A 15699-nucleotide genomic window follows, 5' to 3' on the forward strand; every position below is an offset into this window, starting at 1 on the left:
AGTTTGACTCGGGGCTTCCCGCCCCTCGCCCTTCGGGCCAGCGGCTGCGCCGCTGTTCGCTCCGGCTTCCTGCCTCCGCGAGCAAGACTGCTGCCTTAAACCGCTCGGCCATCTCTCCGGATTGTCGAACCGCCAGCCGTGCTGCGCACGGCTCTACGCCAGTTTGACTCGGGGCTTCCCGCCCCTCGCCCTTCGGGCCAGCGGCTGCGCCGCTGTTCGCTCCGGCTTCCTGCCTCCGCGAGCAAGACTGCTGCCTTAAACCGCTCGGCCATCTCTCCGGATTTGTTCTGCGCGCGCTGCTCCCCACTGCCAGCGCGCATCCTATCAGGTCCGCTCCGTCCCCTGCCCCGCACGCCCCTTGCGCGACAAGGCCACCAGCGCCCAGATCGTGATGGCGACCGGGATCAGTGCGCCGAGCAGCGGCAGCAGCACGGCGGGATGGCGGATCGACATCGGCACCAGCTGGGTGGCGGTGGCGTAGGCCACGATGGCGATGCGCAGGCCGCGGCGGCGGCGGGCGATCCAGGGGCTGGCGAGGATCAGCAGCAGCGCGATGCTGCCCAGCACGATGTCCAGCGTGGGCACCGACCACACGGTGGCGAAGCCGAGGCGGGTAAGGATCACCGAGCCGAGCACGGCGAGCAGGAAGTAGCTGCTCCAGTACTCGACCTTGTCCCAGCCGCGTTCGGCAGGCGTGTTCACGCGATGCGCTCCTGGCCGCCCATGGCGGCGCGCAGCACCTCGGGCACGGTGATCGAGCCGTCGGCGTTCTGGTAGTTCTCCATCACCGCGACCAGGGTGCGGCCCACGGCGAGGCCGGAGCCGTTTAGCGTGTGCACCAGCTCGGGCTTGCCGGTTTCCGGGTTGCGCCAGCGCGCCTGCATGCGGCGCGCCTGGAAATCGCCGCAGTTGGAGCAGGAGGAAATCTCGCGGTAGGTGTGCTGGCTGGGCAGCCACACCTCGAGGTCGTAGGTCTTGATCGCGGCGAAGCCCATGTCGCCGGTGCACAGCAGCACCTTGCGGTACGGCAGGCCGAGCAGCTGCAGCACCTTCTCGGCGTGGCCGACCATCTCCTCCAGCTGCGCGTGCGACTGCCCGGGCGCGGCGATCTGCACCATCTCCACCTTCTCGAACTGGTGCTGGCGGATCATGCCGCGGGTGTCGCGGCCGTAGCTGCCGGCCTCGGCGCGGAAGCACATGGAGTGCGCGGTGAGCCGCATCGGCAGCGCGTCGGCCTCGACGATGGTGTCGGCGACGAGGTTGGTGAGCGCCACCTCGGCGGTGGGGATCAGGTAACGCTTGCTGTCGCCGACCTGGGTGCTGAACAGGTCTTCCTCGAACTTCGGCAACTGGCTGGTGCCCTGCATGGTCTCGGCGTTGACGATCAGCGGCACGTTGCATTCGAGGTAGCCGTGCTCGCCGGTGTGCAGGTTGAGCATGAACTGCGCGAGCGCGCGGTGCAGCCGCGCGAGTTGCCCGCGCAGCACGGTGAAGCGTGCGCCCGAGAGCTTCGCTCCGGCATCGGCATCGAGCCAGCCGTGGCGGGCGCCGAGGTCGACGTGGTCCCTCACCGCGAAGTCGAAGGTGCGCGGCGTGCCCCAGCGCAGCTGCTCGGCGTTGCCGGTCTCGTCCCTGCCCAGCGGCACGGACTCGTGCGGGATGTTGGGGATGCCCAGCGCGATGTCGGCGAGCTTCGCCTGCACCTCGGCCAGCGCGGCCTCGTTGGCCTTGAGCCGGTCGCCGATGCCGGCGACCTCGGCCATCAGCGGCGCGGTGTCCTCGTCCCTGGCCTTGGCCTGGCCGATCGCCTTGGAGCGGGTGTTGCGCAGGTTCTGCAGCTCCTGCGTCTCGGTGGCGAGGCGCTTGCGCTCGGCCTCCAGCGCCTCCACGGCGGACACGTCCAGCTCGAAGCCGCGGGTTTCCTTGAGGCGCGCCGCGGTTTCGGCGAGGCGCGAGCGCAGCAGGGCGGGGTCGAGCATGGGTGTGTTCCGGAAAGCAGTTGAAGGCCGCGATTATCGCTTTCGCGCTGGCTGCGCCGCAACGCGGCAAGCCGCTCGATGGCGTGCCCGGGCCTCACCGTCACTCCAGCGAAAGCTGGAGTCCAGCGCCTCTTTTGGCGAAGCCCAAAGTCACTGGATCCCGGCTTTCGCCGGGATGACGAGCCCATTCACGGCTCCGGTCAATCCTTGCCGCGCGCCTTGCGGCGCGCTTCGCGAAGCGCCAGCAGCTTGTCGCGCAGCTGCAGTTCCAGCCCGCGCTCCACCGGTTCGTAGAACACGGTGCCGTCCAGCTCGTCGGGCAGGCATTGCTGGTCCAGCGCGATGCCGCCGTCGGCGTCGTGGTCGTACTGGTAGCCCTTGCCGTAGCCCAGGCCCTTCATCAGCTTGGTGGGCGCGTTGCGCAGGTGCATGGGCACGTCCAGCGTGCCCGTGTCGCGCACCGCGGCGCGGGCGGCGTTGAAGGCCTGATAGGCGGCGTTGCTCTTCGGCGCCACGGCCAGCCAGATCGCCAGCTGGGCCAGGCCCAGTTCGCCCTCGGGGCTGCCGAGGCGCTCGAAGGTGTCCCACGCGTCCAGCGCCATGCGCCAGGCGCGCGGCTCGGCCAGGCCCACGTCCTCCACCGCCATGCGGGTCATGCGGCGCGCGAGGTAGCGCGGGTCGCAGCCGCCGTCGAGCATGCGCGCCAGCCAGTAGACGGCGGCGTCGGGGTCGGAGGAGCGCACGGATTTGTGCAGCGCCGAGATCTGGTCGTAGAACTGCTCGCCCTGCTTGTCGAAGCGGCGCGTGCGGTCGGCCAGCACCTGCTCCAGCGTGGCCTGGTCGATGCGGTTGCCTTCGGCCAGTTCGGCGGCGATCTCCAGCAGGGTGAGCGCGCGGCGCACGTCGCCGTCGGCGGCCTGGGCGATCAGCTGCAGCGCGGCGTCGTCCACCTGCAGCTGCTGGGCGCCGAGGCCGCGCTCCGTGTCCGCCAGCGCACGCTTCAGCGCGGCCACGATGTCGTCCGCCGACACCGCGTCCAGCACGTGCACGCGGCAGCGCGAGAGCAGCGCCGAGTTCAGCTCGAACGACGGGTTTTCGGTGGTGGCCCCCACGAACAGGATCACGCCGCGCTCGATATGCGGCAGGAAGGCGTCCTGCTGGGCCTTGTTGAAGCGGTGCACCTCGTCCACGAACAGCACGGTGCGCCGTCCCTGGGCGAAGTTCGCCTCCGCCTCGGCCAGCGCCTTGCGTACCTCGGGCAGGCCCGAAAGCACGGCCGAGATCGCCTTGAAGTCGGCGTCGGCGTACTGCGCCACCAGCAGCGCCAGCGTGGTCTTGCCGCAGCCGGGCGGCCCCCACAGCACCATGGAATGCAGCCGGCCCGCCTCCAGCGCGCGGCGCAGGGCGCGGTCGGGCGCCACCAGCCGGCGCTGGCCCACGACCTCGTCCAGGTTGCGCGGGCGCATGCGCTCGGCCAGCGGCTTGAGCGCCTCGGGTTCGGCGAACAGGGAGGCGGACGGCTGGAAGGGATTGCGGGGCATGGCCCACATGATACGGCTCCGGGCAGCGGCCCGCCCCGGGCAAGGGTGCGCCGGCTATCATGTCGCCGGGAACAGCGCACCACGCAAGGAGCCGCGCATGTCCGGGGAAATCCACTGCAAGCCTGCCCTGCACCGCTGCCGCCGAAAGCGCGGCGGCATGGTGGAGCGCTGCGTTTGAGGCGGGTTGTCGGCATGCGCGCGGCCCTGCTGGCCTTGCTGCTGATGCTGCTGCCGTGCGCATGGCTGCATGCGGCGGGTGCCGACCGCTGGCTCCCGCTGGAGCGGCAATGGTTCGACGACGTGGGCATGGCCGCGGGCCTGCCCCACTCCATCACCACCGCGCTGGCGCAGGATCGCGACGGCCTGCTGTGGATCGGCACCATGGGCGGCCTGGGGCGCTACGACGGCTACCGCGTGCAGGTGTTCGAGCTGGCCGATGCCGCGGCCGCCGGCCTGCCCGACACCTACGTGCGCAGCCTGCTGGCGCTGCCGGACGGCGGCCTGCTGGTGGGCACCAATGCGGGCGGCCTGGCACGCTTCGACCCGCAGACCGGCCGCTTCCGCAGCTACCCGGTCGGCGCCGGCGGCACCGGCAACCGCAAGATCTACGCGCTGGCGCCGGACGGCGGGCGTGGCGCGTGGATCGCCACCGACAGCGGGCTGGACTACCTGGACCTGCGCAGCGACCGCATCGCTCCGGTCGACATCGGGCCGGCGGCGCCGCGCAACTTCGCCGTGTACCAGGATCGCGCCGGCAATCTGTGGCTGGGCAACGACAAGGGCCTGTTCGTGCGCCATGCGGGCAGCAAGACCTTCGTGCGCCCGGAGCATCCCGCGGGCGTGGTGGACCAGGTGCTGCACGATGAGATCTGGGCGGTGCGCGAAGACGCCGAAGGGCGCCTGTGGGTAGGCAGCGTGCAGATGGGCGCGATCTACCGCGAGGCCGACGGCCGCTGGCGCACGATCCCCGGCTTCAGCGGCTACGACGGCACGGCGCGGCAGGCCACCGTGCGCGATTTCCTGGAGGTGCGGCCGGGCCGGATGTGGATCGCCACCGACGGCAACGGCATCGTCACCTACACTCCGGGCGACACCGGCACGCGCGTGCTCGACCATGACACTTCGCTGCCCTCCTCGCTGCCCGGCAATTCCGTGCGCGCGCTGCTGCTGGGACGCGCCGGCAACGCCTGGGCCGCCACCGACCTCGGCGTGGCGCGCAGCAATGCCAGGGCCGACATCGCGTTCTCCATGCTGCCTTCGTCCGACTCCGCGCACTCGCTGGCCAACCCCAACGTGCGCGGCATCCTGGTCGATGCGCGTGGCCGAATCTGGCTGGGCATGGCGGCGGGCGAGATCGACATCGTCGACCCGGTCACCGGCACCGTGCGCCACCTCAAGCTGGCCGGCAGGCAGCTGCGCCGCGACGTGCAGAGCCTGGCCGAGGCACCCGACGGCTCGATCTGGGTCGGCACCCAGGGCCTGGCGCAGGTCGACCCCGACACGCTGGCCGTGCGCGACGCGATCCTGCCCGTGCTGGGCGGCACCCCGGTGCTGAGCCTGCTGCGCCTGGACGCCTACATGCTGATCGGCACCTACAACGGCGTGTACCGCTACGACACGCGCAATGGCCAACTGGTCCATTACCGCCACGTCGCGGGCCAGCCCGGCAGCCTGGCCAGCGACACCGTGCGCCAGATCGCACGCGTCGGCAAGGAGGTCTGGTACGCCACCAACAACGGCATCAGCATCGCGCGCGATCCGCTGCAGACCGATGGCTTCGTGAACCTGTCGCAACGCGACGGCGACTCCGCCAGCCTGCCGCAGAACCTGGTGGATTCTCTCGCCGTCGACGCGCAAGGCCGCCTGTGGGCCGGCACGCTCGGCGGCCTCGTCATGCTGCCGCACCCCGGCATCCCGCCCTACCGTTTCCTGCGGTTCGGCACGGCCGCAGGCCTCGCCAGCGACAAGATCACCGCCCTGCTGCCCGACGACAGCGGCAACCTGTGGGTGAGCACCTCCAACGGCATCTCGGTGGTTGACGGCCACACCCTGCACATCCGCAATCTCGGCGTGCGCGATGGCCAGCACATCGCCAGCTACATCTACGCCGCCGCCGCGCGCACGCCCGGCGGCACGCTGCTGTTCGGCGGGCTCGGCGGCCTCACCGTGATCCACACGCAGGGGCGGTGGCCGGACATCCCCAAAGCGCCGCTGCGCATCACCAATGCGGTGGTGAACGGGCACCCGCTGCCGTTCGGCCAGCTGCCCGGCGACCACGGCACGCTGACGCTGAGCGCACACGAGCGCAGCCTGCGGGTCGACTTCGCCCTGCTCGACTACCAGGCGTCGCAGGAAACCGCCTACAGCTACCGCATGACCGGTTTCGACGACGACTGGATCGAAGTGCCCAAGGGCGGCACGCCCAGCGCGATCTACACCAATCTGCCGCATGGCCACTACACGCTGCAGCTGCGCGCCGTGCCGCGCGGCCTGCACGCGCGCACGGCCGAGAGCACGCTGGGCATCACCGTGGCGCCGCTGTGGTACGAGGCGCTGCCGACGCGCCTGCTGGCGATCGTGCTGCTGCTGGCGCTGGTCGTGCTGCTGGTGCAATTGCGCACGATCTACCTGCGCCGCCGCGCCGCGCAGCTGCAGGCGCAGATCGACGAACACACCCGCGAGCTGCTCGCCGCCAACCGGCGCCTGGACCTGCTGGCCGGCACCGACGAGCTGACCGGCGTCTGCAACCGCCGCCGCTTCCTCAAGCTGGCCGAGGGCGTGCGCTGCAACGCCGGCCCGGCACCGGCATGCATCGCGCTGCTGGACCTCGATCGCTTCAAGCGGATCAACGACGAGCATGGCCACCTCGCCGGCGACGAGGTATTGCGCTCCACGGCTGGCGTGATCTGCCAGCAGCTGCGCGCCGGCGACCTCGTCGGCCGCTACGGCGGCGAGGAACTGGTGCTGTGCCTGCCGAACAATTCCGGCGAGCAGGCGATGGCTGTCGCCGAACAGATCCGCCTGTCGCTGCGCGCCACGCGCATATGGCACGAAGGCCATGCCATCACCATCACGGTGAGCATCGGCGTCGCCGAACTCCGGCCCGACGAGGGCATGACCTCCTGGCTGTCGCGCGCCGACAGCGCGCTGTACGCATCCAAGCATCGCGGGCGCGACTGCTGCACGCTGGCGAGCTGAGCCCGTCCGCAGCCTCCGGACGCGCCCCATGCGCCACGGTCATTCGCCGGCGGGGCCGGCCGAGCTCAGGGCGTATTGGCGATACAGGCCATAGACCAGGCCGCAGGCACCGGTGAGCGCCGCGGGGATCAGCAGGCTGTGTTCGTGCATCATCCGGAACAGGCCGGCACCGGCAGCGCTGCCGAGCATGAAGCTGGCCGCCACCAGCATGCAGACGCGCAGCCGCAGCCTGTCCACCGGCAGGCCACGCAACAGGTGGCCAAGGTAGATCCCCAGGTCGGTGAAGATGCCGGTGACGTGGGTGGTGCGGATCACCGCGCCGCTGTAGGCGCTGACCATGCCGTTCTGCAGCCCCATGCCCACCGATGCCAGGTACAGGCCGGCGGAATCGGAGGCATCGAGCAAGGGGACGGCGGCAAACAGCAGCAGCGACTCCAGCACCAGCGCCACGCCGTAGCGCCGGCCGAGTTTCAGCGTGCTCTGCTGCACGATCATGCCGCTCAACATGCTGCCCAGCACGAAGGCCGCGATCGCCAGCACCCAGTGCACCGTTTCGCCGGCGTTGCCCTGGCCCAGCGCGATGCCGAGCAGGCTGGTGTTGCCGGTCATGTTGCTGATGGATTCGTGCCTGAAGCCCAGGTAGCCGACCGCATTGACCTGGCCCGCGATGAAGGCCAGCACGGCCGTGCCGAACCAGGCCCAGCGCGGCAATTGGCGCAGCACAGGCATGATGCCGATTCTCCGGTGTCAGTTCTTCAGCGGCTGCACCTGCAGCACCGGGGCATCGCCGATCACGTCGGCGCCCTTGGGCGGCACGAAGGTGAACACCGCCGGCGGAATCGCCACGTTGCGCCGCCAGTTCGAGAAGCGGATGTCGGTGGTGGAGCCGAGCTGGTCCTTGAACGTCATCCGCGCCAGCCCGTTCGCGTCGAAGCCGAGGTCGGCCCAGGCGAACTGCGGGTCCTTCGCGGTGGAGGTGAGGCGCAGCCAGGCCAGGCCGTCGCGTTCGCCCTGCTCGGTGACCTTGAACTCCCGGTCCATCTGCTTGAGGTCGGTGAGCACGGTGAGCGGGCTGTGCGCCTCCTCGCTGCTCTGGACGCGCACGGTGACCTGCTCCAGCTCGGGGTCGTACATCCACACGCGGCTGCCGTCGGCCACGATGGTCTGCCTGTACGGCGCGGTGGTCTCCCAGCGGAACTGCCGCGGCGCCTGCAGCGCCAGCGTGCCGGTGCTGGTCTTGCCGGCGTTGCCGTTCGGGTCGACCAGGGTCTGGCTGAAGTCGCCGGTGAGCGAATGCAGGCCGGTGGCGAAGGCGTCCAGCCGCGCGCGCGCCGCGCCGGTGGCGGCCTGGGCCAGGCCCGTCAGCGACAGCAGGAAGGCGGCGACGATGGTGAAGCGTTTCATGGGAGCCCTGTGCGCAATGCGATGCGGGCATTGTAGAGGGGAAGGCTTAACCGTTTGCTCCCGGTCGCGGCGCTTTGGCCTTCCCCCTCCCGGGGAGAGGGAGAAAGTCGCTCAGCCTTTCGGCGGCGGCGGCGCCAGCACCTCGCGGTTGCCGTTGTGCTGCGGGGCGCTGACCACGCCGTCCTGTTCCATCTGTTCGATCAGGCGGGCGGCGCGGTTGTAGCCGATGCGCAGATGCCTTTGCACGCCCGAGATCGAGGCGCGCCGGGTCTGGGTGACGATGGCCACGGCCTTGTCGTAGAGCTGGGTGTCGGCATCGCCGCCTTCCTCGCCGTCCTGCGGCAGGCCGGCGTCGTTGATGAACTTGCCGTCGGAGGTGGCCTGCACTTCCTCCAGCACGCCCTCGATGTACTGCGGCGCGCCCTGCGCCTTCAGCCAGTTCACCACGTTGTGCACCTCGTGGTCGTCCACGAAGGCGCCGTGCACGCGTTCGGGCGTGGCGGTGCCGGGCGGCAGGTAGAGCATGTCGCCGTGGCCGAGCAGCGCCTCCGCGCCGCTCTGGTCGAGGATCGTGCGCGAATCGATCTTGCTCGACACCTGGAACGCGATGCGGGTCGGGATGTTGGCCTTGATCAGGCCGGTGATCACGTCCACCGACGGGCGCTGGGTGGCCAGCACCAGGTGCACGCCGGCGGCGCGCGCCTTCTGCGCCAGGCGGGCGATCAGCTCCTCCACCTTCTTGCCGACGATCATCATCATGTCGGCGAACTCGTCGATGATGATGACGATGTAGGGCAGCGGCTCCAGCGGCTCCGCCGCGAGGTTCGGCATCTCCGGGTTGGGGCGGAACAGCGGGTCCAGCAGCGGCTGGCCGGCGTTCTCGGCGTCCTTCACCTTCTTGTTGAAGCCGCCGAGGTTGCGCACGCCCACCGCGGCCATCAGCTTGTAGCGGCGCTCCATCTCGGCCACGCACCAGCGCAGGGCGTTGGCGGCTTCCTTCATGTCGGTGACGACCGGCGCCAGCAGGTGCGGGATGCCCTCGTAGACCGAGAGCTCCAGCATCTTCGGGTCGATCATGATCATGCGCACGTCTTTCGGGCTCGCCTTGTACAGCAGCGAGAGCACCATCGCGTTGACCGCGACGGACTTGCCCGAGCCGGTGGTGCCGGCCACCAGCAGGTGCGGCATCTTCGCCAGGTCCACCACCACCGGCTTGCCGCCGATGTCCTTGCCCAGCGCCAGCGCCAGCGGCGACTTGGTCTGGTCGTAGCGGTCCGAGCGCAGGATCTCCGACAGGTACACGATCTGCTTGCGCGTGTTGGGGATCTCCAGGCCGATCACGTTCTTGCCGGGGATCACGTCCACCACGCGCACGCTGACCACGGACAGGCCGCGTGCGATGTCCTTGTCCAGGCTCGACACCTGCGAGCCGCGCACGCCGGCGGCCGGCTCCAGCTCGAAGCGGGTGATCACCGGGCCGGGGTAGACGCCCACCACCTTGGCCTCGATGCGGAAGTCCTTGAGCTTCAGCTCGACCTGGCGCGACAGCACTTCCAGGGTTTCCTCCGAATAGCCCGGGCCCTGCTCCGGCGCCTCGTCCAGCAGCGACAGCGGCGGCAGTTCGCCCGGCGCGGAGGCGCCGGTGAACAGCGGGATCTGCGTCTCCAGCCGGGCGCGCTCGCTCTTCGCCACCGGCGCCGGCGGCGTCTCGATGCGCACCGGCTCGCGCTTCGCCTGCTTGACCGCCTCGACCTTCTTCGCGGTTTCGCGCTCGGCGCGCGCCTGCTGCGCCTTGAGCGCGTCGGGCGCCTCGCGCAGCTTGCCGCGCAGCCACTCGACCGCGCGCAGCGTGGCCTGCCCGGTCCAGTCCATCACCCTGAACCACGACAGCCCGGTGGCCAGCGTCACCGCCACCAGGAACAAGGCCAGCAGCAGCAGCGGCGCCCCCTTCTCGCCGAACGCGGCAAGCAGGCCGCGCGCCACCGCGCTGCCGATCACGCCGCCCGCGCCTTGCGGCTCCATCGTGCTCTGCCGGAAATTCAGCCAGCACAGGCCGGGCGCGGTGATGAAGAAGAACACCGCGCCGATCAGGCGCAGCGAGGATTCCCACGGATGCACCGGCTGCACGCCGCGCTGGCGCAGTACCTGCACGCCGAGCAGCAACAGCAGCAGCGGGAAGAAATACGCCACGCCGCCGAACAGGTAGCGCAACAGGTCAGCCACATAAGCGCCTACCGTGCCGCCCAGGTTATGCACATGCGCCGACGCGCCGACGTGCGACCAGCTCGGGTCCTGGGCGTCGTAGCTGAACAGGCACACCAGCAGGTACAGCGCCAGCGGCAGCAGCACCAGGGCGCCCGCCTCGCGCAGGCGGCGCTTCAACTCGTCGCTCAGGGCGACCGGTTCCTTCTTCTGTTTGACGTTTGCGCTGCGCGCCACCGGGACGGGCTTCCTGGATTGCCGAATTCCCGGCAAGTCTACACAGGGAATCCCGAAAAACCGCCCTCCCGGCGATTTTCGCCTCGGCCGGCCCCGCACCGCTTCCTCCGATCAAGCACTTGCACGCCTGCCACGGCGAACCGCGCGACCCACCCGTCCCTTGAATCGGGCGCCCGCCTTCCCCATCCTTGCGGACCGGCATCCCGCCACGATGCAACCTTTGCGGTGCTCGTGGCGAATAGCCACGCAGACCGCCGACCATCCCGAGGAACCCGCGCATGACCGCCACGCCCAAGCACACCCGCCTGCTGATCCTCGGCTCCGGCCCCGCCGGCTACACCGCCGCGGTGTACGCCGCGCGCGCCAACCTGAAGCCGACCATGGTCACCGGCCTGCAGCAGGGCGGCCAGCTGATGACCACCACCGACGTGGACAACTGGCCGGGCGACGTGGAAGGCCTGCAGGGCCCGGCGCTGATGCAGCGCATGGCCGAGCACGCCGAGCGCTTCCACACCGAGATGATCTTCGACCACATCCACACCGTGGACCTGAAGCAGCGCCCGTTCCGCCTCAAGGGCGACTCCGGCGAATACACCACCGACGCGCTGATCATCGCCACCGGCGCCACCGCGAAGTACCTGGGCATCGCCAGCGAGGAGAAGTTCAAGGGCAAGGGCGTATCGGCCTGCGCCACCTGCGACGGCTTCTTCTTCCGCGAGCAGGAGGTGGTGGTGATCGGTGGCGGCAACACCGCGGTCGAGGAGGCGCTGTACCTCTCCAACATCGCCAGCAAGGTCACCCTGGTGCACCGCCGCGACAAGCTGCGCGCGGAGAAGATCATGCAGGACAAGCTGTTCGAGAAGGCCGCCGCCGGCAAGATCGAGCTGGTGTGGAACCACACCGTGGACGAGGTGCTGGGCGACGACTCCGGCGTCACCGGCGTGCGCGTGAAGGACGTCAACTCCGGCGCCACCCGCGACATCGCCGCCACCGGCTTCTTCGTGGCGATCGGCCACACGCCGAACACCGGCATCTTCGAGGACCAGCTGGAGATGCACGATGGCTACATCAGGATCCACAGCGGCCAGAGCGGCATGGCCACGATGACCTCGGTGCCCGGCGTATTCGCCGCCGGCGACGTGGCCGACCACGTGTATCGCCAGGCAATCACCTCGGCCGGCTTCGGCTGCATGGCCGCGCTGGATGCCGAGCGCTGGCTGGAGCAGCAGAAGCCGGTGGGCTGAACCATAGCTCTCTAGCCCGTCATTCCGGCGAAGGCCGGGATGACGGACAAAGGCAAAGACTCCACAAGTTCGTAGCCTTGGATCAAACTTCCATGAGCACCGCCACGCTGCACTACATCCACGACCCGCTGTGTGGCTGGTGCTACGCCGCGCAGCCGCTGGTGGGTGCGGCGCTGGCGCAGCTGGGCGGCCGCCTCGCGCTGCGCCTGTACGGCGGCGGCCTGTTCGGCGAGCCGCACCAGGTCGATGCCGGGCTGGTGCGGCACATCGTGCATTCCGGCGAGCGCATCGCCCAGCTCAGCGGTCAGCCGTTCGGCGAGGCCTACAGGCAGGGCGAGCTGGCCGAGGAGATCGGGCTGGACGGCGCGCGTTTCGCATCGGCCTTCGGCGCCACCGATGGCCATGCCGTGTTCGAGCACGTGCAGGCCAGCCGCCGGCTGCTGGACGAGTTCGGTGGCCGGGGCTTCCCCACCCTGCTGCTGGAAACCGGCGGGCGCCATGCCTTGCTGCCGCACCACCACCACTACGGCCGCCCCGACGCCTTCGTGCAGACGCTCGCCGCGCAGTTGCCGGCCTTGCACTGACCACCTGGCCGTATCGACGCAGCAGCGCAGCTTGGGCGCGACGGGTTCGGCGGTTGGCAGCCATCGCGCACAGGGTGCGCTCCCGCAGTAGCTAATATCGCCTGCATGCTCGAAGCACGCTTCCACGAACGCATTGCCGACATCCTGGCCACCGACTGGGACGCGCTGCGCCCCGACGGCCATCCCTTCGTGTCGCACGCCTTCCTGCACGCGCTGGAAGCATCGGGCTGCATCCGTCCCGCCTGGGGCTGGCAGGCGCATCACCTGGGCCTTTACGAACACGACCGCCTGCGCGCCGCCGCGCCGCTGTACCTGAAAGGCAACTCGCACGGCGAGTTCGTGTTCGACTGGAGCTGGGCGGACGCGTGGGAACGCGCCGGCGGCGACTACTACCCCAAGCTGCTCTGCGGCGTGCCCTACTCGCCCGTGTCCGGGCCGCGGCTGCTGGCCGGCGGCAACGCCGGGCTGCAGCGCGCGCTGGTCGATGCGATGCGCGGCGAGGCGGAACGCCTGCGATTGTCGTCGGTGCACGCCAACTTCCTGCTGCCCGACGAAGCCGATGCCTTCGACGCGGACTGGCTGGCCCGCTCGGACGTGCAGTTCCACTGGCACAACCGCGGCTGGCGCGACTTCGACGACTTCCTCGCCGCGCTGAGTCACAAGAAGCGCGCGAACATCCGCCACGAACGCGCCCGCGTCGCCGCCGGCGACCTGCGCGTGGAGTGGCGCGGCGGCAACACGCTGGGCGACGCCGAATGGGCCGCGGTGCATGCACTCTACCTCGCCACCTTCGATGCCAAGGGCAACCACGCCGCGCTCACCGCGGATTTCTTCCGCCGGCTTGGCGCGCTGGGCGGCATGGCGCAGCTGGCGCTGGCGCACGATGCGGACGACATCGCGGCGATGGCGCTGTTCCTCGAAGGCGACGGCGTGCTGTACGGCCGCTACTGGGGCAGCCGCGTCGACGTGCCGGGCCTGCACTTCGAGCTGTGCTACTACCGTGGCATCGAGCACGCCATCGCGCAGGGACTGCAGTGCCTCGAGCCGGGCGCGCAGGGCGAGCACAAGCTGGCGCGCGGCTTTCTTCCCGTGCGCACCCGCTCGCGGCACCTGATCCTGCACGAGGGCTTTCGCGCCGCCGTGCGCGAGGCGCTGCAGCAGGAGGCCGCGTCGATGGATTTCTATGCGAGCGAGTGCATGGCGCACAGCCCCTATGCCCGGCACTGACATGCCATCATGGCGAGACTCAGAATCGAAGGACCGACATGGCGCCACCGCCCCACAACGCACGCCCGGTTGATTCCGCAGACGATCTTGCCGCCCTGCAAGGCATCTGGGAGCAGGTCGGCTTCGAGGAAAATGGCCTAACCGATCCACCCGACGATCACGGGGCCCCCGGCGCGCTCACCCTGATCCACGGCAACCGTTTCGAGGTGCGCGCCGTCGATGGCGAGCTGTTGCTGGAAGGCGGCTTCACGCTGGACGCATCCACCACGCCAAAGTCCATCACCTGGGTCGATTCGATCGGCTTGGACGCAGGCAAGCTCCTGCCGGCCATCTACCGGCTCGAAGGCGACCACTTCCTCTTCGTGGCGGCCGACGAAGGCATGCCGCGACCCACGACCTTTCGTACCAGCATGGGCCTGACCATGCGCAGCTTTGTCCGCAAGCGCTAGATTCGATTCCCCTTCACTACGCCGATCAGCAATGATCCGCCTGCCCCAGCTCTCCACCGCCGCACCGCTGCGCTTTCCGGATCCCCGCAGCGCGCTGCACGAACCGAACGGCCTGCTCGCCTTCGGCGGCGACCTCTCGCCCGAACGGCTGCTGGCCGCCTACGGTCACGGCATCTTCCCATGGTTCGGCGAAGAGGAGCCGATCCTGTGGTGGTCGCCCGATCCGCGCTGCGTGTTCCGCACCGAGGCGCTGCGCATCAACCGCAGCCTGCGCCGGCAGCTGCGCGGCAAGCCATGGCGGGTGAGCGTGGATCGTGCGTTCGAGGCGGTGATCCGCGCCTGTGCCGCGCCGCGCGAGGGCCATGCGGGTACCTGGATCGTGCCCGAAATGATCGATGCCTACGTCGCGCTGCACCGGCTCGGCCACGCGCACAGCGTGGAGGTGCGGGACGACGCGCGGCTGGTGGGTGGCCTCTACGGCGTGGCGGTGGGCCAGCTGTTCTGCGGCGAATCGATGTTCAGCGCGGAGAGCGGCGGCTCCAGGCTCGCGCTGGTGGCGCTGGCCGGGCTGCTGCGGCAATGGGGCTGGCCGCTGATCGACGCGCAGGTGGCGAATGCGCACACCCTGGGCCTGGGCGCCGTGGAGATATCGCGCGAACATTTCCTGCACGAGGTGGCGCGGCTGGCCGCCCTGCCCGGCCGCGTGGGCAGCTGGGTCGATGCCGAGAGCCTGCTGATCCAGCCGGATACGGCTCAGGCAGCCGGCTGAGACAGGGTGACGGGCTCCGCGCCCGGCGTCGACGCCAGGGATTTCAGCGCCACGTAATGGCCGAGGAACAGCTCGACCAGGCGTGGATCGAGCTGGCTGCCGGCAATCTCGCGCAGGTACTCGAGCACGCGCGCTTCCGGCCACGCCGGCTTGTAGACGCGCTCGGTGATCAGCGCGTCCCAGACGTCGATCACGCTGAAGATGCGCGCGGCCAGCGGAATCTCTTCGCCGCGCAGCCCTTGCGGATAGCCGCCGCCGTCCCAGCGCTCGTGGTGGCTGTACGGCACGTCGCTGGAGCCGCGCAGGAAATCCACCTGTTGCAGCAGCTCGTAGCCGATCCGCGGGTGCCGCCGCATCAGCGTCCGTTCCTCCTCGTCCAGCGGACCCGGCTTGGTGAGGATGGTGTCCGGCAGCGCCAGCTTGCCGATGTCGTGCAGCAGCGCGCCCAGCCGCAGCTCGTCCAGGGCACGGCCACGCACCCCGTCCAGCCGCGCCAGTTCCGCAGCCATGCGCGCCACGCGTTCGGAGTGATGACCGGTCTCCTGGTGGCGCACGTCCATCGCCGCCACCAGCACGCGCAACGCCTGCTCGCGCCCCTGGCGCAGCCGGCGGTTGCCCTGCTCCAGGCGCCGCACGTCCCGCCGTATCATCCAGAACAGCATCGCGCCGGTGGCCAGCACGAAGGCCCAGCCCTTGAGCGTCTGCAGGGTCATGCGCAGGCCCGAATCCGGAACCAGCACGTCCACGGCGCGATCGGAGCACCAGATCCAGATCGCGGCGACGAGCACGTATACGCCCGCGATACGCAATGGCGGACTCATCCGCATGCAACGATGTCCCCGGCCCTGTCGATTGAGGTATTCCG

The 15699-nt window shown here is 69.9% G+C and carries 13 protein-coding genes; 6 read left to right on the forward strand and 7 right to left on the reverse strand.

Annotated features, from left to right (window positions below):
* Positions 1-324 precede the first annotated feature (324 nt).
* The 3 genes from ABQJ56_RS16510 to ABQJ56_RS16520 all read right to left on the reverse strand — a co-directional run bounded on the left by ABQJ56_RS16510 (position 325) and on the right by ABQJ56_RS16520 (position 3520).
* Positions 325-702, reverse strand: coding sequence for an LrgA (locus ABQJ56_RS16510; protein ID WP_367846119.1), 378 nt, complete (start codon positions 700-702; stop codon positions 325-327).
* Positions 699-1979, reverse strand: a complete 1281-nt coding sequence (gene serS / locus ABQJ56_RS16515; RefSeq protein ID WP_367846120.1) for a serine--tRNA ligase — start codon at positions 1977-1979, stop codon at positions 699-701. Before serS ends, ABQJ56_RS16510 begins: the two co-directional genes overlap by 4 nt.
* A gap of 200 nt (positions 1980-2179) precedes the next feature.
* Positions 2180-3520, reverse strand: coding sequence for a replication-associated recombination protein A (locus tag ABQJ56_RS16520; RefSeq protein WP_367846145.1), 1341 nt, complete (start codon positions 3518-3520; stop codon positions 2180-2182).
* A gap of 192 nt (positions 3521-3712) precedes the next feature.
* On the opposite strand from ABQJ56_RS16520, the gene ABQJ56_RS16525 reads away from it, so the two are divergent.
* On the forward strand, positions 3713-6718 hold the full coding sequence (locus ABQJ56_RS16525; protein ID WP_367846121.1) for a ligand-binding sensor domain-containing diguanylate cyclase: 3006 nt from the start codon (positions 3713-3715) through the stop codon (positions 6716-6718).
* 39 nt (positions 6719-6757) lie between these two features.
* Here ABQJ56_RS16525 and ABQJ56_RS16530 read toward each other — a convergent pair whose 3' ends face one another.
* The 3 genes from ABQJ56_RS16530 to ABQJ56_RS16540 all read right to left on the reverse strand — a co-directional run bounded on the left by ABQJ56_RS16530 (position 6758) and on the right by ABQJ56_RS16540 (position 10561).
* Complete coding sequence (locus ABQJ56_RS16530) at positions 6758-7447, reverse strand: YoaK family protein (protein WP_367846122.1); 690 nt, start codon at positions 7445-7447, stop codon at positions 6758-6760.
* An 18-nt stretch (positions 7448-7465) separates the two neighbouring features.
* Entirely contained in the window at positions 7466-8122 is a 657-nt protein-coding gene (lolA, locus tag ABQJ56_RS16535) for an outer membrane lipoprotein periplasmic chaperone LolA (RefSeq protein WP_367846123.1), read from the reverse strand.
* A 111-nt stretch (positions 8123-8233) separates the two neighbouring features.
* Positions 8234-10561, reverse strand: a complete 2328-nt coding sequence (locus ABQJ56_RS16540) for a DNA translocase FtsK (RefSeq protein ID WP_367846124.1) — start codon at positions 10559-10561, stop codon at positions 8234-8236.
* Positions 10562-10839: 278 nt separating this feature from the next.
* On the opposite strand from ABQJ56_RS16540, the gene trxB reads away from it, so the two are divergent.
* The 5 genes from trxB (at position 10840) to aat (ending at position 14834) form a co-directional block, all read left to right on the forward strand.
* On the forward strand, positions 10840-11805 hold the full coding sequence (gene trxB, locus ABQJ56_RS16545) for a thioredoxin-disulfide reductase (protein WP_367846125.1): 966 nt from the start codon (positions 10840-10842) through the stop codon (positions 11803-11805).
* A gap of 92 nt (positions 11806-11897) precedes the next feature.
* The gene (locus tag ABQJ56_RS16550; RefSeq protein ID WP_367846126.1) at positions 11898-12389 is read left to right on the forward strand and encodes a hypothetical protein; all 492 of its coding nucleotides are present in this window, start codon (positions 11898-11900) and stop codon (positions 12387-12389) included.
* 105 nt (positions 12390-12494) lie between these two features.
* Positions 12495-13616, forward strand: coding sequence for a GNAT family N-acetyltransferase (locus ABQJ56_RS16555; RefSeq protein ID WP_367846127.1), 1122 nt, complete (start codon positions 12495-12497; stop codon positions 13614-13616).
* Between the two features lie 38 nt (positions 13617-13654).
* Positions 13655-14065: a TIGR03067 domain-containing protein gene (locus tag ABQJ56_RS16560; protein ID WP_367846128.1), complete on the forward strand. Its 411-nt coding sequence runs from the start codon at positions 13655-13657 to the stop codon at positions 14063-14065.
* Between the two features lie 31 nt (positions 14066-14096).
* Positions 14097-14834 carry a leucyl/phenylalanyl-tRNA--protein transferase gene (gene aat, locus ABQJ56_RS16565; protein WP_367846129.1) on the forward strand — a complete coding sequence of 246 codons (738 nt, stop codon included), beginning with the start codon at positions 14097-14099 and terminating at the stop codon, positions 14832-14834.
* Here aat and ABQJ56_RS16570 read toward each other — a convergent pair.
* Positions 14819-15655, reverse strand: coding sequence for an HD-GYP domain-containing protein (locus ABQJ56_RS16570; protein ID WP_367846130.1), 837 nt, complete (start codon positions 15653-15655; stop codon positions 14819-14821). The genes aat and ABQJ56_RS16570 overlap by 16 nt on opposite strands.
* Positions 15656-15699: the final 44 nt, after the last annotated feature.

The sequence above is a fragment of the Rhodanobacter geophilus genome (assembly GCF_040812275.1).
Classification (GTDB): domain Bacteria; phylum Pseudomonadota; class Gammaproteobacteria; order Xanthomonadales; family Rhodanobacteraceae; genus Rhodanobacter_A; species Rhodanobacter_A geophilus.